Origin of the sequence: Cryobacterium shii, assembly GCF_004402595.1 — a bacterium.
Taxonomy (GTDB): domain Bacteria; phylum Actinomycetota; class Actinomycetes; order Actinomycetales; family Microbacteriaceae; genus Cryobacterium; species Cryobacterium shii.
On record NZ_SOFY01000077.1, the window covers coordinates 136,086 to 154,853 of the forward strand.

Here is an 18,768-nt window from a genome sequence, read left to right on the forward strand (position 1 = left end):
CAGCATCCGCCGATAACCTAGGGGTGTGCCTGGCGCTGCAGCGGCACAGACTCCCACCCTTCTCGTCTGGCGTGGTTCCTCTGTGCCCGAGCATTGCGCCGGCACCCACAGCCAAAGGGGAAACACATCGTGAAGAAGAGACTTCTCGCCGCGCTCGCGGTCGTACCACTGATCGCACTGCTGGCCGGTTGCGCCGCGGAATCCACCGAGTCAGACAAGACCGTCAAGATCGGCGTCGTCGGCGCCAGCGACCCGTACTGGGCCGTCTACGAAAAGGCCGCAGCGGATGCCGGCATCACGGTTGACATCGTCGACTTCGCCGAGTTCGGGCAGCCGAATCCGGCCCTCTCCGCGGGCGAACTGGACCTCAACCAGTTCCAGCACATCGTCTACCTCGCCGAGTACAACGTCGCGAGCAAGGCAGACCTGGTGCCGGTCGGCGCCACCGCGATCTACCCCCTCGCCCTCTACTCGACCCGGTACGGCAAGGTCAGCGAGATCAAGAAGGGCGACACCATCGCGGTGCCGAACGACGTCAGCAACCTGGCCCGCGCCCTGCTCGTGCTGCAGTCGGCGAAGCTGATCACGCTGAAAGACGGCGGGACCATCTACTCCACCCTCGCCGACATCGACAAGGACAAGTCCAAGGTCACCGTGACCGCACTCGAGGCGTCGCTCACCGCCACCTCGCTGCCCGACGTCGCCGGGGCGATCATCAACAACGACTTCGTCGAAAAGGCCGGCCTCAAGGTCGAAGACGCCCTCGCCCAGGACGACCCCAGCGACCCCAACGCGCTGCCGTACGTGAACATCTTCGCCGCCCGGGCCGAGGACAAGGACAACGCCACCTTCAAGAAGCTGGTCGACATCTACCAGACCACGAAGGCCGTGCAGGACGGCGTGCTCGAGGTCTCCGGCGGCTCGGCCGAACTCGTCACCACCCCCGTCGCCGATCTCGAAACCGCGCTCGCCAAGGTCGAGAAGGACACCAGGGCAAAGAAGTAGCCCCACCCGTCCCGCCCCGGGTCCGTTCGTGTGTGCCCGTTCCGGTCGAGTGTGCCCGTTCCAACGGTCGCGCTCGACCGGAACGGACACAGTCGCAGTCGCGGCCCGGCACCCCGCACCATGCCAGTCAGTCAGTCAGTAAGGACGTTCCATGCCTGCCCCCAGCCCCGTTGTCGAATTGCGTGACGTGAGCAAGGTGTACCCGGCCACGGCCAAGGGCGGCACGGATGTCGTCGCCATCGACAAGGTCAGCCTCACGATCGACGCCGGCGACGTCTACGGCATCATCGGTTACTCCGGGGCAGGCAAGAGCACCCTGGTCCGGCTCGTGAACGCCCTCGAACGGTCCACCTCGGGCGAGATCCTCATCAACGGGCAGGACATCGCCCGCCTGCCCGAACGGGAGCTGCGCCCGGTGCGGCTGGGGATCGGCATGATCTTCCAACAGTTCAACCTGCTCGGCTCGCGCACCGTCGCGGGCAACGTCGGCTACCCGTTGGAGGTGGCCGGGCAGACCAAGCCGGCGCGCCGGGCCAGGGTCGCCGAGATGCTCGACTTCGTCGGGCTCAGCGACAAGGCCCGCGCCTACCCCGACCAGCTCTCCGGCGGCCAGAAACAGCGCGTGGGCATCGCCCGGGCCCTGGCCAGCCAGCCGGGCATCCTGCTCGCCGACGAGGCCACCAGCGCGCTCGACCCGGAGACCACCCATGAGGTGCTCGACCTGCTCGCTCGGGTCAACAAGGAATTCGGGGTCACCATCATCGTGATCACCCACGAGATGGACGTCATCCAGACCATCGCGACCAAGGTCGCCGTGATGGACCAGGGCCGGGTGATCGAACGCGGCGACGTGTTCGACGTGTTCTCGAACCCGCAGCAGCCGGCATCCGCCCGGTTCGTGTCGACCGTCGTCAAGGGACTGCCGTCTCCGGCCGAGCTCGCCGTGCTGCGCGGCCGGCACACCGGGCGCCTCGTCACGCTCGCGTTCCGGGACAGCAGCGTCGACCAGGCCCGCGTCTTCGGCGAGTTCGCCGCCGCCGGCGTCACCTTCGAAGTCGTCTACGGCGGCATCAACGAGATCCAGGGCCGCTCGTTCGGCCACCTGACGCTCGCCCTGGCCGCGCCGGGGGCGCAGGATGCCACGGGCGACGCGGCCATCGACGCCGCCCTCGACCGAGTCCGAACGCACACGACCGTGACGGAGGTGCGCTGAGATGGACAGCCTGATGACCCTGCTGCCCGAACTCTGGATCGCCGCGGGGGAGACCCTCTACATCGTCGGCCTGACCCTCTTCTTCGGCGGGATCGGTGGCCTCCTCGTCGGGCTGGGCTTGTACCTCACCCGGGCCGGCAGCATCCTCGCCAACCGTCCGGTGTTCGTGGTGCTCAACCTGCTGGTGAACATCGTGCGGCCGATCCCGTTCATCATCTTCCTCGCCGCCGCCCAGCCGCTCGCCCGGGTCGTCGTGGGCACCGGCATCGGCAACGCCGCGATCATCTTCACCATCTCGCTCGCGGCATCCTTCGCTATGGGGCGCATCGTCGAACAGAACCTGCTCACCGTGACGCCCGGCGTGATCGAGGCGGCGCGCAGCGTGGGCGCCGGTCCGGCCCGGATCATCTTCACCGTGCTGCTGCCCGAGGCGCTCGGCCCGCTCATCCTCGGCTATACCTTCATCTTCGTCGCGCTGGTGGACATGTCGGCCGTGGCCGGTTACGTCGGCGGGGGCGGGCTTGGAAACTTCGCGCTGCTCTACGGTTACCGCCAGTTCAACCCGGTCGTCACGTGGGCGGCCGTGCTGCTGATCATCGTGTTCGTGCAGCTGGTGCAGTTCTTCGGAAACTGGTTGGCCCGGAAGGCATTCCGCCGCTAGCCCGACCCGCCCGGTCACCCCGCGTACACGTCTCCTTCACCCGGGCGCAAGGTCTCGGCCACCCGTGGCCACGAACGTTCTCGCTGAGGAAGATCGTCACACCGACGGTGCGTCCCGGTCATGGATGGTTCGGGGGGGGTGGGGGTAAGCGTGTCAGCGAGCCCGATCTTCGTCTTTTCGGCGTTCCGCTCACTCAGCGACCCGCGCTTACAGGGCTGGGTCGCCCTGCGGGAGCACCTCCGGGCCGGTGCCGAACTCGCCGACGCGCGCGAGGCGACCATGCAGCCCCGCCTGCCACGCGCGGCTGGGGCTGCCGCCAGCGCTGCGCTGGCGGGGGAATCCGGCATCTGGCGCCTGCTCGCTCCGAACAACCGCGAACTCGGTCGCAGTTCTTCCGTCTACGGATCGTTCACGGCGGCACGCACCCATGTGCTTGCCCTGCAGGCCGTCGTCGAGGACATGGTCGTGACGTGTGTGACGGGGCCGTCCTCAGGCACTCACGGCTGGTTCGTGACCGTCGGCGATGTTCCCGTGATGACCAGCGGACGCTGGTACGGTGCCGCCTCGTCGAGCCGCGAGGCGTGCAACGGGGCACTGGGGGCGTTCCCGGCGGCGATAGTCACCGAAGACCCTCGGCCCAGCGCCGACCCGGGCGTGCGGTTGACCCGGGGGAGAGGCCGCGCGGCGGACGCCGGGACGAGCGCGTCGTGGTGATGCGGGGGCTGGGAGGCTGGTGGCTCTTCGTCGCCTTCCTGGCGCTGGCCGGTTGGCTGGTGTTCGGGTGGCTGGCGCACGGCCACGCGCCGGTGCCGGCCCGTGCAGCCCCCTCTCTGCGCCTCGAGGCTGCCGCCGGGGACACCGTGGCTCCCGCCGCCCCCACCCAGCCACCCCTGGCCGGGAGCGCCACTGCAGCATCCGTCGTCGCGTCCGTGTCATCGGATGATGCGTCACTCGTCTCGGTGCCGTGGGCGCAGGCCACGTCAGAGGCCACCGGCATCGGCTACCGCGCGTTGCTGGGTTACGCGGGCGCCTCGCTCGCGATGGCGAGTCGGCAGCCCTCCTGCCACCTGGGCTGGACCACCCTCGCTGCCCTCGGTGCCGTCGAGTCCGGCCACGGCACCCACGCCGGGTCATCCGTCGACGCGGACGGAGTGGTGCGGCCAGGCATCTACGGTCCGCTTCTGGACGGCACGGCCCTGGACGCGTTCGCCGATACCGATGGCGGCCGGTGGGACGGGAACGCCCAGTGGGACAGGGCCGTCGGCCCGCTGCAGTTCATTCCCAGCACCTGGCAGCGGTGGGGCGCCGACGGCAACGGCGATGGCATCAACGACCCCCAGCAGGTCGACGATGCGGCCCTGGCCACGGGGCTCTACCTTTGCTACTCCGGCGATCTGTCGGCCGCCGGGACCTGGCAGTCCGCAATCTTTTCGTACAACCACCTGGAGTCATATGTCGACGCCGTGGCCGGCCGGGCAAACGCGTATGCGGCCCAGGTGGACTGAGCGTGGGGGACGATGGGGCGGCGGGGCTGATCTCGGGCCGCTTCCGGCTGAATGAGCTCCTCGGCACGGGCGGCTCGGCTTCGGTCTTCTCCGCCGTGGACGTGACGCGGGGCTCGGTTGTGGCGCCGACACCGCCGCCGACGCCTGCACCGAGCCCGGCACCTGCTGCCACCTGACCCCCGAACAGCCGCCACGGCCAAACCGACACGTCGCGTCCACATCTCGATTCGCAAACGTTGGCCCAGTGTTCACCTGGGGTCCCAAGCATGTGATTCGGAAGCGTGACTCCCGCGCACTTCCGCCCTTCCCGAGCCAGTTCCCCTAGGACAAAAATGACTCTTGCGAGCCTCGTCGCCGCGCTGAACGAGCCGCCCGATACCGGTGCGCCCGTTCTGGACCCGGCCAGCCCGGACTCCTCACCGCGCCGGCTCCTGGTCTCACGTCCCTCCCGTTCCGACTCGCTCTTCCGTTCGGTGGCGTTCAGCGCCGGCGGCATCACCGTGGCGATCATGCTGGCCGTGGGCGTCTTCCTGTCGATCCGGGCCTCCGACGCTCTCGGCGTGGCCGGAGTGAACTTCCTCTTCGAACAGGACTGGTCTCCTGAGTCCAAGAAGTTCGGTATTGCTTCCGTTCTCTTCGGCACAATCACGATCGCCGTGATCGCCATGTGCGTTGCCGTCCCGCTGGCGCTCGGAACGGCGCTCCTAATCTCCGAGATCGCCCAAGGGCTTATGAAGAGCACCCTGGTCACCCTGGTCGACCTGATGGCCGCCGTGCCCAGCGTCGTCTTCGGCCTCTGGGGTGTCTTCTTCCTGCAGGCCAACGTGATCCCGGTCGCAACCTGGATCTCCCTGTATTTCGGTTGGATCCCGCTGTTCCGGGTCGCGGATGCCAGTGGGCACGCGCTCACGGAGGCTAGCGCGTTCACCTCCTCGGCCTTCATCGCCGGCATCGTGGTCGGCTTGATGGTGGTTCCGACCCAGACGTCGGTCATGCGCGAGGCCTTCTCTCAGGCGCCGATCGGCGAGCGCGAGGCCGCCTTCGCGCTCGGCTCGACCCGCTGGGGGATGATCCGTAGCGTCGTGCTGCCCTTCGGTCGCGGCGGCATCATCGGCGGCACCATGCTCGGCCTCGGCCGCGCACTCGGCGAAACCATCGCCGTGTACATGATCATCTCGCCCATTTTCACGATCAACTGGCAGGTGCTCAAAACCGGCACCAACTCCGTCTCCGCCCTGATCGCGCTGCGGTACGGCGAGTCGAGTTCGTTCGGCCTCTCGGCACTCATGGCCGCAGGCCTCGTGCTCTTCCTGATCACCCTGATCATCAACTTCACCGCGTCGTCCATCGTCGCGCGGTCCCGTTCCGGGGCAGAGAGCGACTGATGACAATCACGCAGGCAACGACCATCACGCCCGCCGCGACCAGGTCGTACGCGATGTCCGGCCGTCCCGCTACGACGATCCCGGCTCCGGAGGGCGCCCCGATCGGGCCGCGTCGCCGGGTGCGTGGCGCCCGGCTCGACGATCGGTTCAACGTTATCGGCGCCGCCGCCGCCGGGGTCGCCGTCGCGGTGCTCCTCTTCGGCTGGGTCAGTCCGCTTTCCGGCGGTGTGGGCTGGGTGCTCGTGGCATACCTGGCGTTCCTGGGCTTCTACGCCCTGCTCGTGAGCTTCACGAGCGACGCACAGGAGGTCAAGGACCGGCTGATGTCCGTGCTCCTCTCCAGCGCCGGCGTGCTGCTCTTCGGCGCCCTGGTCTTCGTGGTGGCGTTCACTTTGGTGCGCGGGCAGGAAGCCCTGCCTCATCCCAACTTCTTCACCCAGAGCATGGAACTGGCCGGACCCCTCGACGGCCTCGACATGGGCGGCATCGTGCACGCGATCCTGGGCACGCTGATGCAGATCTCGATGGCGCTGGCGATCACCATTCCTCTCGGCATCACGACCGCACTGTTCCTGAACGAGGTCGGCGGCCGGTTCGCGCGGTTCGTGCGCACCATCTCGGATGCGATGACCGCGCTGCCGTCCATCGTGGCCGGCCTGTTCGTCTACTCGGCGATCATCGTGCTGATCACGCACCAGAGGTCAGGCTTCGCCGCGGCCATGGCCATCACAGTCATGATGCTCCCGATCGTCATCCGCGCCTCGGACATCGTGTTGCGCCTGGTTGCCGGCAACCTGCGGGAGGCCGCCTACGCCCTGGGGTCCACCCGCTGGGCCACGATCTGGCATGTCGTGTTGCCCACGGCGCGCCCAGGCCTGGCGACGGCCGTGATCCTGGGCACCGCACGCGGCATCGGCGAGACCAGTCCAGTGCTGCTCACCTCCGGCGTCACAGCGGTGACCAACCTGAACCCGTTCGCCGGCCCGATGATCTCCCTCCCGCTGCAGGTCTTCGACTTCGTCAAATCGCCCGAGCCCACCATGATCGCCCGCGGGTTCGGCACGGCCGCCGTCTTGATCCTGCTGGTACTCACGCTCTTCGCCCTTGCCCGGGTTGTCGGAGGCAAGGGTCCCGGCCAGCTTTCCCCACGCCACGAACAGCGCGTCCTGTTGGCCTCCGGGCGCGACCTGCAGCGGATGAACGTGCGGAATGACCTCGCCGCCGGGGATCCGAGTCCCCGTCCAGAATCCCTCCCGACCAGTTCACCCACCGACCTGACCACGAAGGAGACGTCCTCGTGACGCCGCACACCCGACGGATTCGTTCCATCCGAACCCTATTCGCCCTGCTCGTTGTTGGTCTAAGCGTCTCCACAACGGTGCCGGCGCAGGCCCTGAGCTATGACCCGATCACCGGCACCGGTTCGACGTGGTCTCAGAACGCTCTCGATCAGTGGCGCAAGAACGTAGCCACGAACTACGCGATGACCGTGAACTACTCCGGTGTCGGTTCGTCAGCGGGGCGCCGGGACTTCGTCGCGGGCAGCGTGGACTTCGCGGTCAGCGAGATCCCGTTCCAGACCGCCCCGGAGGACGGTTCGGCCCCAGAGGTGCCCGCTCGCGGGTACGCCTATATGCCCATCGTGGCCGGTGGTACCGCCTTCATGTACAACCTGAAAATCGGCGGCAAACGAGTCACCAACCTACGGCTCAGCGGCGAGGTCATCACCAAGATCTTCACCGGGGTCATCACGAAGTGGAACGACCCGGCCATCGCGACCGACAACCCTGGGCTGGCCATGCCGGACAAGGGAATCGTCCCGGTCGTGCGCTCGGACGGTTCCGGCTCCACGGCGCAATTCACTCTCTGGATGTCCAAACAGCACCCGGCCCTCTGGAAAACGTTCTGCACCAAGGTCGGGCGCTCCGCTGACTGCGGCCTGACTTCACAGTTCCCCACCTTCGGCAGCGCCAAGGCACAGAGCGGATCCTCCGGCGTCGCCGGCTACGTGAGTCAGGACTACGGAGACGGCGCGATCACCTACGTCGAGTACTCGTATGCCAAGAACTCCGGTTTCCCGGTCGCCAAGGTGCTCAACGCGGCCGGCTACTACGTCGAACCCACGGCGAACTCGGTGGCTGTGGCGCTCCTGAAAGCCGCCATCAACACCACACCCGGACCGACCTACCTCACCCAGATTCTGGACGGCGTTTACAACAACGCCGACCCTCGCACCTACCCGCTCTCGAGTTACTCCTACATGATCGTGCCCACCGAGGTCGGCGGCGTCTTCACCGCGAAGAAGGGTTTGACCCTGGGCGCCTTCGCCAACTACATGCTCTGCGAGGGACAGCAGCAGGCCGCAGCCCTGGGCTACTCCCCGTTGCCGATGAACCTCGTGCTGGCCGGCTTCGACCAGATCAAGCGAGTCCCGGGCGCCGATGTCAGCGGCGTTGACATCAACAAGTGCCACAACCCGACGTTCAATGCCGGCGACTCTCCGTCGAGCAACCTGCTGGCCACCACCGCCCTCCAACCAGCCGCCTGCGACAAGGTCGGGGCCAACCAGTGCACCACCGGCACGGCCGGGGCGTTGGCCGACACTGCCGTGTCGGGCAGCGGCACGGGTGGTGGCGCGGCCGGCTCAGCCTCCGCGAAGACTGCAGCGGCGGCGACCGGAGGAACGGCGATAGCAGCCGTCGCCCTCGCCAATGCGGCCGCGCCCGTGTTCGACGAGAACGGCGCCCTCGTGTCAGCGGTCGGCACCGCTGCAACCGGCGTTGCCGGCACCGCAGTTGCCGCACCGTTCACCCTGGCCGAGACCGGCTGGGGCACTCAGCAGTCGGTCATGCTGCTCGCCGGCCTCCTGCTGCTGGCCGCCGCTGTGCTGCCGCCCGTGCTCGCCCGCCGGTTCACGCCCCGCGGCGCGAAAGCCGGCACCAAGTGAAGCGGCTCACGTTCGGCCCGAAAAACGCACTCTGGGCACGGGCCGGCGCCAGCGGAGTCGTGGTCGGCCTGATGGTGGGCGTCGGTGTCGCCGCGCTAGGCTCCCTCGCCCCCTCCGCGGCATCCGCTGACGCATCGACCGCTGTCACGGTCGCGTCGAGGGGCTTCGACCCCGATCTGGCAACCGCGCCCTTCCCTGATCTCAAGGTCACCGTCTCCCAGACCAAGGATCTCGTTTCCCAGGGCATCGTCGTGAACTGGAGCGGAGGAAAGAAATCCGTGCGACCAGATGGGAGCTCCGGAGGGGAGGACTTTCTCCAGATTGCGCAGTGCTGGGGAGACGACCCGACGGATTCCAGCCGTCCGGATCGCACGACGTGTCAATACGGAGGATTCCCCGGCAAGGTCGCGTCCACCCGCGACAACGCCGTGAGCCAGGAGAACGTGGCCACGCAGGACGCGCAGTACACGTCCCCGGCCAACGGATTCACGGTTCCCGCCTTCACCGCCATTCCCTACCGCGCATCAACGGGCGGGTCCATCGCCTCGGTGTTCGCGGACTCGGCCAACGTCCTCACGCATTACATCGTGGACCCCCTGACCGGCCTGGTGCAGAACGCCAATGGATCGCCGTCCGCGACCGGGGTGCCCCTGCCCGCCGGCGTGTCAGGCGTGGACCTGGCCACCAATGAGTTCTACACCCAGTACACGACGAATGAGGTGCCTTGGGCGGGCTCGAGCGACAGTGGCGACGGCTCCGTGAAATTCGAGGTGCAGACCGCCATGCAATCTCCGGGCCTCGGCTGCGGTATGCCCGTGACGGCCGCGAACGGCGCCGTCGCCGGCAAATCGTGCTGGCTCGTGGTCATCCCGCGCGGAAAAAACGACGCGGGGGAGTCCTACATCACCAAGTCCGGGCTGCTGTGGGATTCCTGGAAGCACAGCGTGGCCGTCAAGCTTGATTTCAAGCCCATCGGCCAACGCTGCTCCATCGGCTCGGCCGAGAAGCAGCTCTCCGGGAGCGAACTCGTCGCCGCGGCGATCGGGTCGTGGCAGCCCAACCTGTGCGCCGGTGCCTCCGGCTCCTCGTTCGTGCTCAGCACCGGCAACGAGGAAGAGGCCTTGGCCGCGGCAAGCCTGACGGCGCCGAGCCCGCTGGCCCTCACTTCGCGTCCGCTGCAAACCGCTGGGACGGATCCGGTCGCCTATGCGCCGATAGCCCTCAGCGGCGTCGCGGTTTCGTTCTCCATCGACCGCCGCGTGAAACCGGTGGGCGAAGTTCCTCAGGAATACAAGGACCGGAACACCGAGGCATTCACGTCACTGAACCTGACCCCGCGCCTGATCGCGAAGCTCCTCACGAACTCGTATCTGGACTCCCTGCCTTCCGGAGCGCCGACCACATCGGACTCCCTCAAATTCTTCGGCTACACCGACTCCGCACACCCGGGCTCGAACGCGCGCAACCTCACGGTCGACCCCGATTTCCTGGCGGTCAACGACGAGGAATGGAGGTACCAGGACCTGACCGGGCCGTCCCTGGGAGACATGCTCCTCCCTTCCGGACGATCCGACGAGGCCGAGCAACTGTGGCGGTACGTTCTCTCCGACCCGTCTGCCGTCGAATTCCTCAACGGAACGCCGGACGAGTGGGGGATGAAAGTCAACCCCTGGTCATCCACCGACGCCACCATCAACCCGTCGGGGACGGTCCTGGCCCTTCCGCGCACGAATTTTCCAAAGGCTGATCCGATGGAGCGGCCCGCCGCCGCTGTCGGCGCCGGCACAACGGCGGTGAACCTCGTCACCTGGCGCCCCTACACCAGTGACTTCGAGAACGGCGCGTATCTCACCCTGCGCGGCGACGGGCTGGAGCTCGGGGACTGGAACCCCACAAGCGTTCCGCCGAAGTTCGGCAAGAGCGTGCGAAGCCTGGTGGGCAACCAGCGCGTGCTGAGCGTCACCACCGCGGCCGCGGCCGCACGGTACCAGACGGTGACGGCGTCACTGCAGAACTCCGCGGGCAGCTTCGTGGCGCCGACGGCGGACTCCATGCTCGCGGCCTCCGCGGCGATGGTCCCCACCAGCGCCAACCCCAAGGTGCTCGAATATGACCCGGCGAACCCGAGCGCCAAGGCCGCGGCTACGGCGTACCCGATGACGATGCCGGTCTATGCCGCTCTGAATCCGCTGCAGACGGATGCCGCTCAGCGGGCGATCTACGCCAACCTGATCCGGTACGCGGTCGGGGCCGGCCAGATACCCGGCACGGAGATCGGGCAGCTGCCGCACGGCTACACCCCGCTCCCCAAGAGCTGGGTGGCCCAGGCGCTCGCCGCCGCGACCGTGATCGAGCAGGGCAGCAGCACGATCGTCCCAACGACCGTGCCGGAGACCGCCCCGGACGCCTACATCCCGACCCCGTCAAGCGACGGAACGGCCGCGTCCCAGGCCGAGGGCGCACTGGTGATGGCCGACGCCGCGGTCGACCCGGCTGGCGCGGGCGCCACGGACGCCGCGGGCACCGTCACCGGCCCCCTGGTGGCAAGGCCGACGCCCGCGGACCCGGTCGTCGGGCTGGTGCGCGCGGCGGTCCCGGCCGGGCTGCTCTCCGGCCTGCTCGCCGCCGGCGGCGTCCCCCTGATTTCGCGCGTTCGGAGACGATCCTGATGCGCGCCCGACTTGACGGTTCACACGGGGCTTCCGCCTCGAAGCGAAGCGCCGAGAAAGAGGGACCCGCCCGGGTTCGTCTCCTGCACCACACCCGAAAGGCACCCCAGTGAACACCAAGAAGATGATTGCGCTCTGCGCGACTGTCGGCGTGGCCATCTCCGGTCTTGTCATCGCGACCCCGGCCAACGCCGAGCCCGTCTCCAACAGCTACTCCATTGTCGGTTCCGACACCCTCGAGGACGTTGTCAGCGCCCTGGTCAACGGTTCCTCCCTCTCGGGAGCGTCCGTTCGGACGACGGCCAATGGGAACACCATCGGCTCCTTCGACGCGACCGGAACCCCCTACATCACGGCGAAAACCTCCGGCGTGCGTTTCGGCCGGCCGAATGGCTCGGGGGACGGCCGCACGGCCCTGCTCCGTTCCATTGACGGCGCCCCGTACACCTCCGGAACCGTCGGCGGGCCCGCGGGCGTCGTCATCACGGGCCAGGTCGACATCGCGCGTTCGTCCGGATCAGGCACTGTCGATCCGGCAGGCAGCCTGATTCAGGTGCCCTTCGGTCGAGACGCGATCGCCTACGCGTACGACAGCGGTTCGACGGCGGCCGGCATCAACACCATCGACACTGCGACCATGAAGAGCCTGTACACCTGCAGCGTCACCACTCTGGGCGGTGTCACGGTCACGCCCGTCATCCCGCAGGCCGGCTCCGGAACCCGCAAGGACTTCATGGCCAAGATCGGCGTCACGGACTCGACGCTGGGCTCCTGCGTCACCGTGGGTCAGGAGCATGACGCCTCCAACCTCGGCCTGAACGCCGTCATGCCCATGTCGGTGTCTCGCTGGGTCGCCATGAACACCGGGGCGAGCTTCCCCAAGAAAAAGGACACCACGGTTTTGGGCTCGCTTGTCGCCGGGGCCACCCCCGTCACGGGAACGGGTACCTCCATGGTTCCCAATGCGCCGTACTACGCCGACTCCCTGTGGGGACGCGACACGTACCTCGTCGTGCAGTACGCACGAGTCGACCCGTCGAACGCCGCGTACGACTCGACCCTGGCCGCAGTGCTCGATCCGACGAAGGGCCAGAGCCTGACCAACTCCCAGACGACTTTCGCCGCCAAGGCCGGTTCGCTGAAGAAGAAGTTCGGCATCCTGGCTCCCTCCACCACCACCGCCGTTCGCATCTCCAAGTGACCTACGTTCCAAGAACAGGACCTGTAACTACATGAAGCTCAATAAGAAGACGCGTTACGCCGCCGCCGGCGTCGTTTCCCTCGCCCTGGTTGCCGGGGCCTCGTCCGCGGCGAACGCCGCGCCGCAGATCAATGGTTCTGCCGCTCCCGTTTACATGTATGACACGAACGCGGCGCAGGTGCCGGATGGTCACGTCTGGGCATGGGATGACGAGCTCATCGGTTCGTCCACTCAGGGCGACATCAATGGCGAGTTCACTTGCCCGGCCGACAGCACGAACGTGTTCGCCTTCCTCGCCGCCCCCGGCAACGAGACGACTGTCCTCACTTGGAAGGCCTATGCGGGCCTCGGGTTCAATGGGGCCACGAAGAACGTGCTGAACCCCTTCCTCACACCGCTCTCACTCATCAACAACTCCCAGGGCGCGGCCAGGGCCGCCGGTGGTAACTACAGCCTCGGTCTCGCCTGCACGAAGTTTGACGGTGTCGCAGTGACAGCCGCTTTCTTCCGTTCGATCAGCGTCGTTCCGGTCACCGGCGCCTTCACGTTCCTGCCGCAGGCCGCTGTGGCGGCTCCGACGCCGACGCCCACTGCGACGCCGACTGCGACGCCGACTGCGACGCCGACTGCGACGCCGACTGCGACGCCGACTGCGACGCCGATAGCGACGCCGACGCCGACTGCGACGCCGAAGCCGACTGCGACGCCGACGCCGGGAGTGACGTCAGGCTCCTCGGACAGCTTCACGCCTGGCTCGTCGGGGACCCTGACGTCTGGCTCGTCGGATCGCCTTGGATCAACGACGAACCATGCTGACAAGGGGCTCGCGTCGACCGGAACGGCCAACACCCTGCCGTTCCTGGTCTCGGCCATGCTCGCCCTGGCGGCCGGAGCCGGCGTGATCATCGCGCGTCGTTTCCGCCGCGTAAAGAAGTAAACCGCACTCCGTACCACGGAAGGCCACGGGAACGAATGTCGTCCCGTGGCCTTCCGGCACGGGAGACGAGCGGGGACGGGAGCGTTTCCCCTTCGTTCGCCTCGCGTTCAGCACTCCGAAACCTCGAATGGACTAACTTGACTGTGCTCACATCCGCTGCCGCCCGCCGCCTACCGGCCGTGACCCTGACTGCAATGTCCTTGTTCCTCGGGCTGGCTTGGCTGGCCGTATTTCCGGCAAGCGCCCAAGCGGCCACGGATTCGCACGCGAGCAACAGCCACGACTTCCTCTACGTCAGCGGGCTCACCGTGCTCACCGAACCGACGATCGGGCCGGGCGGCGGGGACCTGGCCCTGGAGTTCACGATGAAGAACGTCAGCACTTCCCCGATCACCTCGAGCGTGCAGTTCCGGCTCGACAACGCGATCAACCAGCCCATCAAGACTCTCGACAAGGTCGAGGTCGCGAACCTCGCACCGGGGGAGACGCGCACCGTGACGGCGAACTTTAAAAGCGTCGGCCAGTGGACCTTCTATCGCGGCCATGTGACGATGACTCCGCCCGCGGACATTGACGGCACGGCCCTGTGGCCCTCGACCCGCGACTCGTTCACGCTCCTGCTGCCGTGGTTCCTCCTGGCGGTGCTCGTGCTCCTGGCCGCCCTCGTTCTGGCGGTGCGCCAGTTGCTTCGGCTGCGCCGGCTGGAACGACCGCTGCCCGGACTCGTACCCGGATACGGGACCGTCACATCGTGACGATCACCACAGCCCCCCGGCGGCTGAAGCTGCCAACGCCGCCGCGGCGGATGCCCCTGCCTCCACGCGCACCCGTGGTGTTGAGCGTCCGAGACCAGGCCGTTCGCACCGCGCTCACGATCGTTGCCGTGCTCATCTTCGGCTTTCTCGCCCACCTCACGATTTTCGGGCAGGTGCAGCACTTCGTCTCCCAGCAGCAGCTGACGAACTCCCTGCGGGCCGAACTCGCGCAGGGCACGGCGCCGGTCAGTGAGGGTACCGTGGACCGGGTTCTGCTGGCGGCGGGAGCCCCGGTGGCGCTGATCGACATCCCCGCGATCGGGGTGCACGAGGTGGTCGTCGAAGGAACCGACTCCGGCACCCTGCGGGCGGGACCGGGCCACCGCCGCGATACCGTACTGCCGGGCCAGGCGGGCTACAGCGTCATCATGGGCCGCGCAGCCGCCTATGGCGGACCTTTCGCCCGGTTGCAGGAGTTGCGACCGGGGCAGCAGTTCACGGTGATCACCGGCCAGGGCCGTCAGAAATTCTCCGTGCTCGGCGTTCGGTATGCGGGCGACCCGATGCCGGCTCCGCTCGGCGCGGGAAAGAGCCGCCTCGTCCTTGAGACGGCTCGCGGCCCGGCGTTTGTGCCGAGCGGGATCGCCCGGGTGGATGCTGAGCTCGTGTCGGAGACGAAACCCGCCGGCACGCGAGCGACCACGTTTGGGACCCTGCCTGCCGTCGACCGGGAGCTCGCCACCGACACCGAAACGGTCTGGGCGCTGGTGTTCGCCCTGCAGTTCCTGCTGCTGGTCGAGCTCGCCGCAGTGTGGGCCTACCGACGTGTCGGCCTCCGCAAGACCTGGACGGTTTTCCTTCCCGTCGTCACCGTGGGCGGCCTGTTCGTGGCCGACCAGGTGGTGCGCCTGCTTCCGAACCTGCTGTAGAAAAGATGGAGTCCATGAACGAGGAACTGACCAATGATGACCGCACGCAGGTGCTGCCGCTACCGACATCGCCACGGCAGCGGGACGGCCGGCTGCGCCCGCCGGCCCGCTCCGCCACCGACGCCGCGCCGACCGGGACGAGTCGCCTGTCCGTGCCGTGGCGTAAACGCCCGGCGGGCAAGGACCTGTCCCTGAACGCTTCCGGCCCTTCGGCCGTGCGGGATCCTGGCCCGTTGGCCACTCTGGAGGGCCGAAATGTGTCGGCCTGGTTCGGCGAACGCCAGGTGCTCGACCGGGTCAGCCTCACCATGCCCGCCGGAATCATCACCTCGCTGATCGGCCCCTCCGGCTGCGGCAAATCGACGTTCCTGCGCATCCTGAACCGTATGCACGAGCTGGTGCCCTCGGCGAGCCTGGCCGGCGAGGTGCTCCTCGACGGCGAGGACATCTACGACCCCGAACGCAAGCTGGTTGACGCCCGCAAGCACATCGGGATGGTGTTCCAGAAGCCCAACCCGTTCCCGGCAATGTCGATCTACGACAACGTCGTGGCCGGACTGACCCTCACCGGGCGGCGTGCCTCCGTTGACGAGAAGGACTTCCTCGTCGAGAGCTGCCTTACCAAAGCCGGCCTGTGGAAGGAGGTGCGCGACCGGCTGCGCGCCCCGGGCAGTGGCCTTTCGGGCGGGCAGCAGCAGCGCCTCTGCATTGCCCGCTCCCTCGCCGTCACCCCGCGGATCCTCCTGATGGACGAGCCATGCTCGGCCCTCGATCCCACCTCAACCCGCGTCATTGAGGAGACGATGCTCGAGCTGGCCCGCGAGGTCACCATCGTCATCGTGACCCACAACATGCAGCAGGCACAGCGGGTCTCCCAGAACTGCGCGTTTTTCCTCGCTGCCCAGGGGGCTCCCGGCGGGATCGTCGAGCACGGGCCCACCGACGCGATGTTTGGCAACCCGATCGACAGCCGCACGGCCGATTACGTCAACGGCCGGTTCGGGTAGTCCGGTATCAAGGCCCGGTGGGCGCACTAGAATTGATCATGACTTCCGATGGCTTTGCCGAGATCGAGCGCAAATTCGACGTCAATGCGGCCACCGTGCTGCCCGCCCTGCACGACCTCCCGGGCGTCACCCACGTCGAGCCGCCGGTCGAGCATGACCTCGACGCCCTGTACTACGACACCGACGACCTTGCCCTCGCGAACCGGCGGATGACGCTGCGCCGTCGCACCGGGGGAGACGACGCCGGCTGGCACCTCAAGTTGCCCGTGTCCGTCGACGAGCGCCGCGAAATGCGTGAGCCGCTGGGCAGCGACCCGGCGCAAATCCCGGAGCCTATTCTCAACCTGGTCAGGGTCTTCCTGCGTGGACGGGTGCTGGTGCCGGTGGTGCGCCTGCACACCCGCCGCGTCGTGCACCTCCTGGTCGGCAAGAACGAGCGGGTGCTCGCCGAGGTCTGTGACGACGAAGTGGAGGCCGAGCGGTTCGGCACCGGGGCCGGTGGTGCAGATGCGTTCCAGCAGAGCTGGCGCGAGTGGGAAGTCGAGCTCGTCAACGGCTCGAGGGCGCTGTTGGACGCAGCCCAGGAGCGGTTGTCTTCGGTCGGCGTCGAGCCGGCGACGAGCCCGTCCAAGCTCGCCCGGGCCCTGGGCGACCGGGCCCCCGTGCTCGGGGCGCCCGTCTCGTTCCGGCCGACCCGCAAGAGTTCGACCCGAACCGTGCTGCTCGCCTACCTGCACGAACAGGTCGAAGCCATCAGCGCGCAGGATGCTCGGGTGCGTGAGAACGACGTCGAGGCGGTGCACCGGATGCGGGTGGCCACCCGGCGCCTGCGCTCAGCCCTGGCCACCTACCGCGACTTCTTGGACACCGATGTCACGGCGCCGCTGCGCGTCGAACTGCGCTGGATCGCCGGGGTCCTCGGCGGGGCCAGGGACGCGCAGGTGATCCAGCAGCGCCTTGCGCACCGGCTGGCCGAGGAGCCGGAGAACCTCGTGGCCGGACCGGTGGTACAGCGCGTCGACGGCCACTTCGGCACGGTCATTCGTGCCGCCCGGGGCGATGCCCTGGCGGCGCTGAACTCCGACCGGTACTTCCGGCTGCTCGACAGCCTGGACGCGCTGCTGGCGTCACCGCCGCTGCTCCCGGACGCCGCTAAGCGCGCGGACCGGGTCATCCCCACGCTGATCCGGGCCGATTGGAAGAGGCTGCGGGCATCCGTGCGCACCGCTCGACTGACCCCCGCCGGTACCGCCCGGGACGCGGCGTTGCACGAGGCGCGGAAGCGGGCCAAGCGGCTGCGGTACGCGGCCGAGACGGCCGCCCCGCTGCGTCGCCGCCGCGCCACGCGGCTGGTGGCCGCCGCACGTCAGGTGCAGGACACGCTCGGCGACCACCAGGACAGCGTCGTCGCCCGCGGCGTGCTACTCAACCTCGGCATGGCCGCATTCCTGCACAGCGAGAACGCGTTCACCTATGGGCGGCTGCACGCCGTGGAACAGACCGGTGCCGCAGCGACCGAGGCGCGGTTCTTCCGTTCCTGGGCGGACTTCCCCTCCGCCTCCCTGAAAAAGTAGCCGGTCCCGGCGCGGATTCACTCCTCCACAATGCCTGTTTGATCAGGTTATCCACAGTGTGCACGGCTGCCGGGGGAGTGTCGGTGGCCGCCTCTAGCGTGGTCCTCATGAAGCCGTCAGTGTTCGAAGAGCGAGAGGCCATGGGCCGGCATTTCGACGCGATCGCGGAGGCCGAGCGGGACATCGCCGTGGCCTTCGCCCGGCGGGCGGAACGGGTCGAGGATGCCCGCCGGTTCGGGCAGGCCATCGCCCACCACAATGCCCGGGTGCCGGGTGCGCGGCGAGACGCACGTGAGGTCGCCGAACGGGAGTTCTCGAGCGAGCTGGCCTGCACGATCCGGGTGCCGCAGCGCACGGCGGAGAACCTGGTCGCGGAGAGCCGGGCCCTGGCCGTGGATCTCCCGGCGACCCGGGCGGCGCTGGCGTCGGGGGAGATCAGCTATCGGCACGCGCAGGTGGTGGTCAATCAGGCCTGGTCGGTGCCCGCGGAAGGGCGGGTGAAATTCGAAGCGGCCGTGTTGAAATCGGCGGGCACGCTGACCGCGTCGAAGCTGAAGTACAACGCCCGGACTCTGCGGGAGCGGTGGCACCCGGAGACGATCAAGGCCCGGCATCAGAAGTCGGTGAAGGATCGGGCGGTGTTCTTCGAGCCCGAGCCGGACGGGATGGCGTCGCTCACCTTCTACGCCAGCGCGGAGAAGGCGCAGGCCGCGTACGAACGGGTGACGCTGATGGCCCTGAGCCTGCAGAGCAAGGAGGAGGAACGAACCCTGACCCAGTTGAAGGCGGACGTGNTGCAAGGAGGAGGAACGAACCCTGACCCAGTTGAAGGCGGACGTGTTCGAGGACCTCATCCTCGACGGGGTGACGCCGTCGGGACTCGGCAAGGGGATCCGCGGTTCGGTGAACATCACGGTCCCGGTGTTCAGTCTGATGGGTCTCAACGACGAACCGGCCCATCTGGAGGGTTACGGCCCGAT

Annotated in this window: 16 protein-coding genes; all 16 read left to right on the top strand. The window is 68.0% G+C overall.

Going from position 1 to position 18,768, the window contains the following annotated elements; translation table 11 throughout:
- The first annotated feature begins 129 nt into the window (after nucleotides 1-129).
- On the top strand, nucleotides 130-1,005 hold the full coding sequence (locus E3O49_RS14620) for a MetQ/NlpA family ABC transporter substrate-binding protein (RefSeq protein WP_134367745.1): 876 nt from the start codon (nucleotides 130-132) through the stop codon (nucleotides 1,003-1,005).
- 151 nt (nucleotides 1,006-1,156) lie between these two features.
- Nucleotides 1,157-2,218 (top strand): methionine ABC transporter ATP-binding protein, encoded by a 1,062-nt coding sequence (locus E3O49_RS14625; RefSeq protein WP_134367747.1) that lies wholly within the window; start codon nucleotides 1,157-1,159, stop codon nucleotides 2,216-2,218.
- Nucleotide 2,219: 1 nt separating this feature from the next.
- On the top strand, nucleotides 2,220-2,879 hold the full coding sequence (locus E3O49_RS14630; RefSeq protein WP_134367749.1) for a methionine ABC transporter permease: 660 nt from the start codon (nucleotides 2,220-2,222) through the stop codon (nucleotides 2,877-2,879).
- Between the two features lie 150 nt (nucleotides 2,880-3,029).
- Nucleotides 3,030-3,593, top strand: coding sequence for a hypothetical protein (locus E3O49_RS14635; RefSeq protein ID WP_134367751.1), 564 nt, complete (start codon nucleotides 3,030-3,032; stop codon nucleotides 3,591-3,593).
- On the top strand, nucleotides 3,593-4,384 hold the full coding sequence (locus tag E3O49_RS14640; RefSeq protein ID WP_134367753.1) for a lytic transglycosylase domain-containing protein: 792 nt from the start codon (nucleotides 3,593-3,595) through the stop codon (nucleotides 4,382-4,384). Before E3O49_RS14635 ends, E3O49_RS14640 begins: the two co-directional genes overlap by 1 nt.
- 332 nt (nucleotides 4,385-4,716) lie before the next feature.
- The gene (pstC, locus tag E3O49_RS14645; RefSeq protein ID WP_134367755.1) at nucleotides 4,717-5,769 is read left to right on the top strand and encodes a phosphate ABC transporter permease subunit PstC; all 1,053 of its coding nucleotides are present in this window, start codon (nucleotides 4,717-4,719) and stop codon (nucleotides 5,767-5,769) included.
- Entirely contained in the window at nucleotides 5,769-7,070 is a 1,302-nt protein-coding gene (gene pstA / locus E3O49_RS14650) for a phosphate ABC transporter permease PstA (RefSeq protein WP_241975849.1), read from the top strand. Before pstC ends, pstA begins: the two co-directional genes overlap by 1 nt.
- The gene (gene pstS / locus E3O49_RS14655; protein WP_244285311.1) at nucleotides 7,067-8,716 is read left to right on the top strand and encodes a phosphate ABC transporter substrate-binding protein PstS; all 1,650 of its coding nucleotides are present in this window, start codon (nucleotides 7,067-7,069) and stop codon (nucleotides 8,714-8,716) included. Before pstA ends, pstS begins: the two co-directional genes overlap by 4 nt.
- Complete coding sequence (locus E3O49_RS14660; RefSeq protein ID WP_134402589.1) at nucleotides 8,713-11,385, top strand: hypothetical protein; 2,673 nt, start codon at nucleotides 8,713-8,715, stop codon at nucleotides 11,383-11,385. Before pstS ends, E3O49_RS14660 begins: the two co-directional genes overlap by 4 nt.
- A gap of 109 nt (nucleotides 11,386-11,494) precedes the next feature.
- The gene (locus E3O49_RS14665) at nucleotides 11,495-12,586 is read left to right on the top strand and encodes a hypothetical protein (RefSeq protein WP_134366602.1); all 1,092 of its coding nucleotides are present in this window, start codon (nucleotides 11,495-11,497) and stop codon (nucleotides 12,584-12,586) included.
- Nucleotides 12,587-12,617: 31 nt separating this feature from the next.
- Entirely contained in the window at nucleotides 12,618-13,523 is a 906-nt protein-coding gene (locus E3O49_RS14670) for a hypothetical protein (protein ID WP_134451817.1), read from the top strand.
- A 194-nt stretch (nucleotides 13,524-13,717) separates the two neighbouring features.
- A complete protein-coding gene (locus tag E3O49_RS14675) occupies nucleotides 13,718-14,278 on the top strand; it encodes a hypothetical protein (protein ID WP_134366604.1) in 561 nt (186 codons plus the stop codon).
- Complete coding sequence (locus E3O49_RS14680; RefSeq protein ID WP_241994560.1) at nucleotides 14,275-15,207, top strand: sortase; 933 nt, start codon at nucleotides 14,275-14,277, stop codon at nucleotides 15,205-15,207. The genes E3O49_RS14675 and E3O49_RS14680 overlap by 4 nt, the downstream gene beginning before the upstream one ends.
- A 233-nt stretch (nucleotides 15,208-15,440) precedes the next feature.
- The gene (locus E3O49_RS14685) at nucleotides 15,441-16,214 is read left to right on the top strand and encodes a phosphate ABC transporter ATP-binding protein (protein WP_198416034.1); all 774 of its coding nucleotides are present in this window, start codon (nucleotides 15,441-15,443) and stop codon (nucleotides 16,212-16,214) included.
- A gap of 38 nt (nucleotides 16,215-16,252) precedes the next feature.
- The gene (locus E3O49_RS14690) at nucleotides 16,253-17,788 is read left to right on the top strand and encodes a CYTH and CHAD domain-containing protein (protein ID WP_134366605.1); all 1,536 of its coding nucleotides are present in this window, start codon (nucleotides 16,253-16,255) and stop codon (nucleotides 17,786-17,788) included.
- A 140-nt stretch (nucleotides 17,789-17,928) separates the two neighbouring features.
- The coding region (locus E3O49_RS14695; RefSeq protein WP_478213386.1) for a DUF222 domain-containing protein at nucleotides 17,929-18,768 on the top strand (840 nt) is incomplete at its 3' end.

What these genes read in the sequence shown, in the direction of transcription:
- E3O49_RS14690 (WP_134366605.1), top strand. Translation starts at nt 16,253, where the DNA reads ATGACTTCCGATGGCTTTGCCGAGATCGAGCGCAAATTCGACGTCAAT.
- E3O49_RS14640 (WP_134367753.1), top strand. Translation starts at nt 3,593, where the DNA reads ATGCGGGGGCTGGGAGGCTGGTGGCTCTTCGTCGCCTTCCTGGCGCTG.
- pstA (WP_241975849.1), top strand. Translation starts at nt 5,769, where the DNA reads ATGACAATCACGCAGGCAACGACCATCACGCCCGCCGCGACCAGGTCG.
- E3O49_RS14630 (WP_134367749.1), top strand. Translation starts at nt 2,220, where the DNA reads ATGGACAGCCTGATGACCCTGCTGCCCGAACTCTGGATCGCCGCGGGG.
- E3O49_RS14670 (WP_134451817.1), top strand. Translation starts at nt 12,618, where the DNA reads ATGAAGCTCAATAAGAAGACGCGTTACGCCGCCGCCGGCGTCGTTTCC.
- E3O49_RS14675 (WP_134366604.1), top strand. Translation starts at nt 13,718, where the DNA reads ATGTCCTTGTTCCTCGGGCTGGCTTGGCTGGCCGTATTTCCGGCAAGC.
- pstC (WP_134367755.1), top strand. Translation starts at nt 4,717, where the DNA reads ATGACTCTTGCGAGCCTCGTCGCCGCGCTGAACGAGCCGCCCGATACC.
- E3O49_RS14625 (WP_134367747.1), top strand. Translation starts at nt 1,157, where the DNA reads ATGCCTGCCCCCAGCCCCGTTGTCGAATTGCGTGACGTGAGCAAGGTG.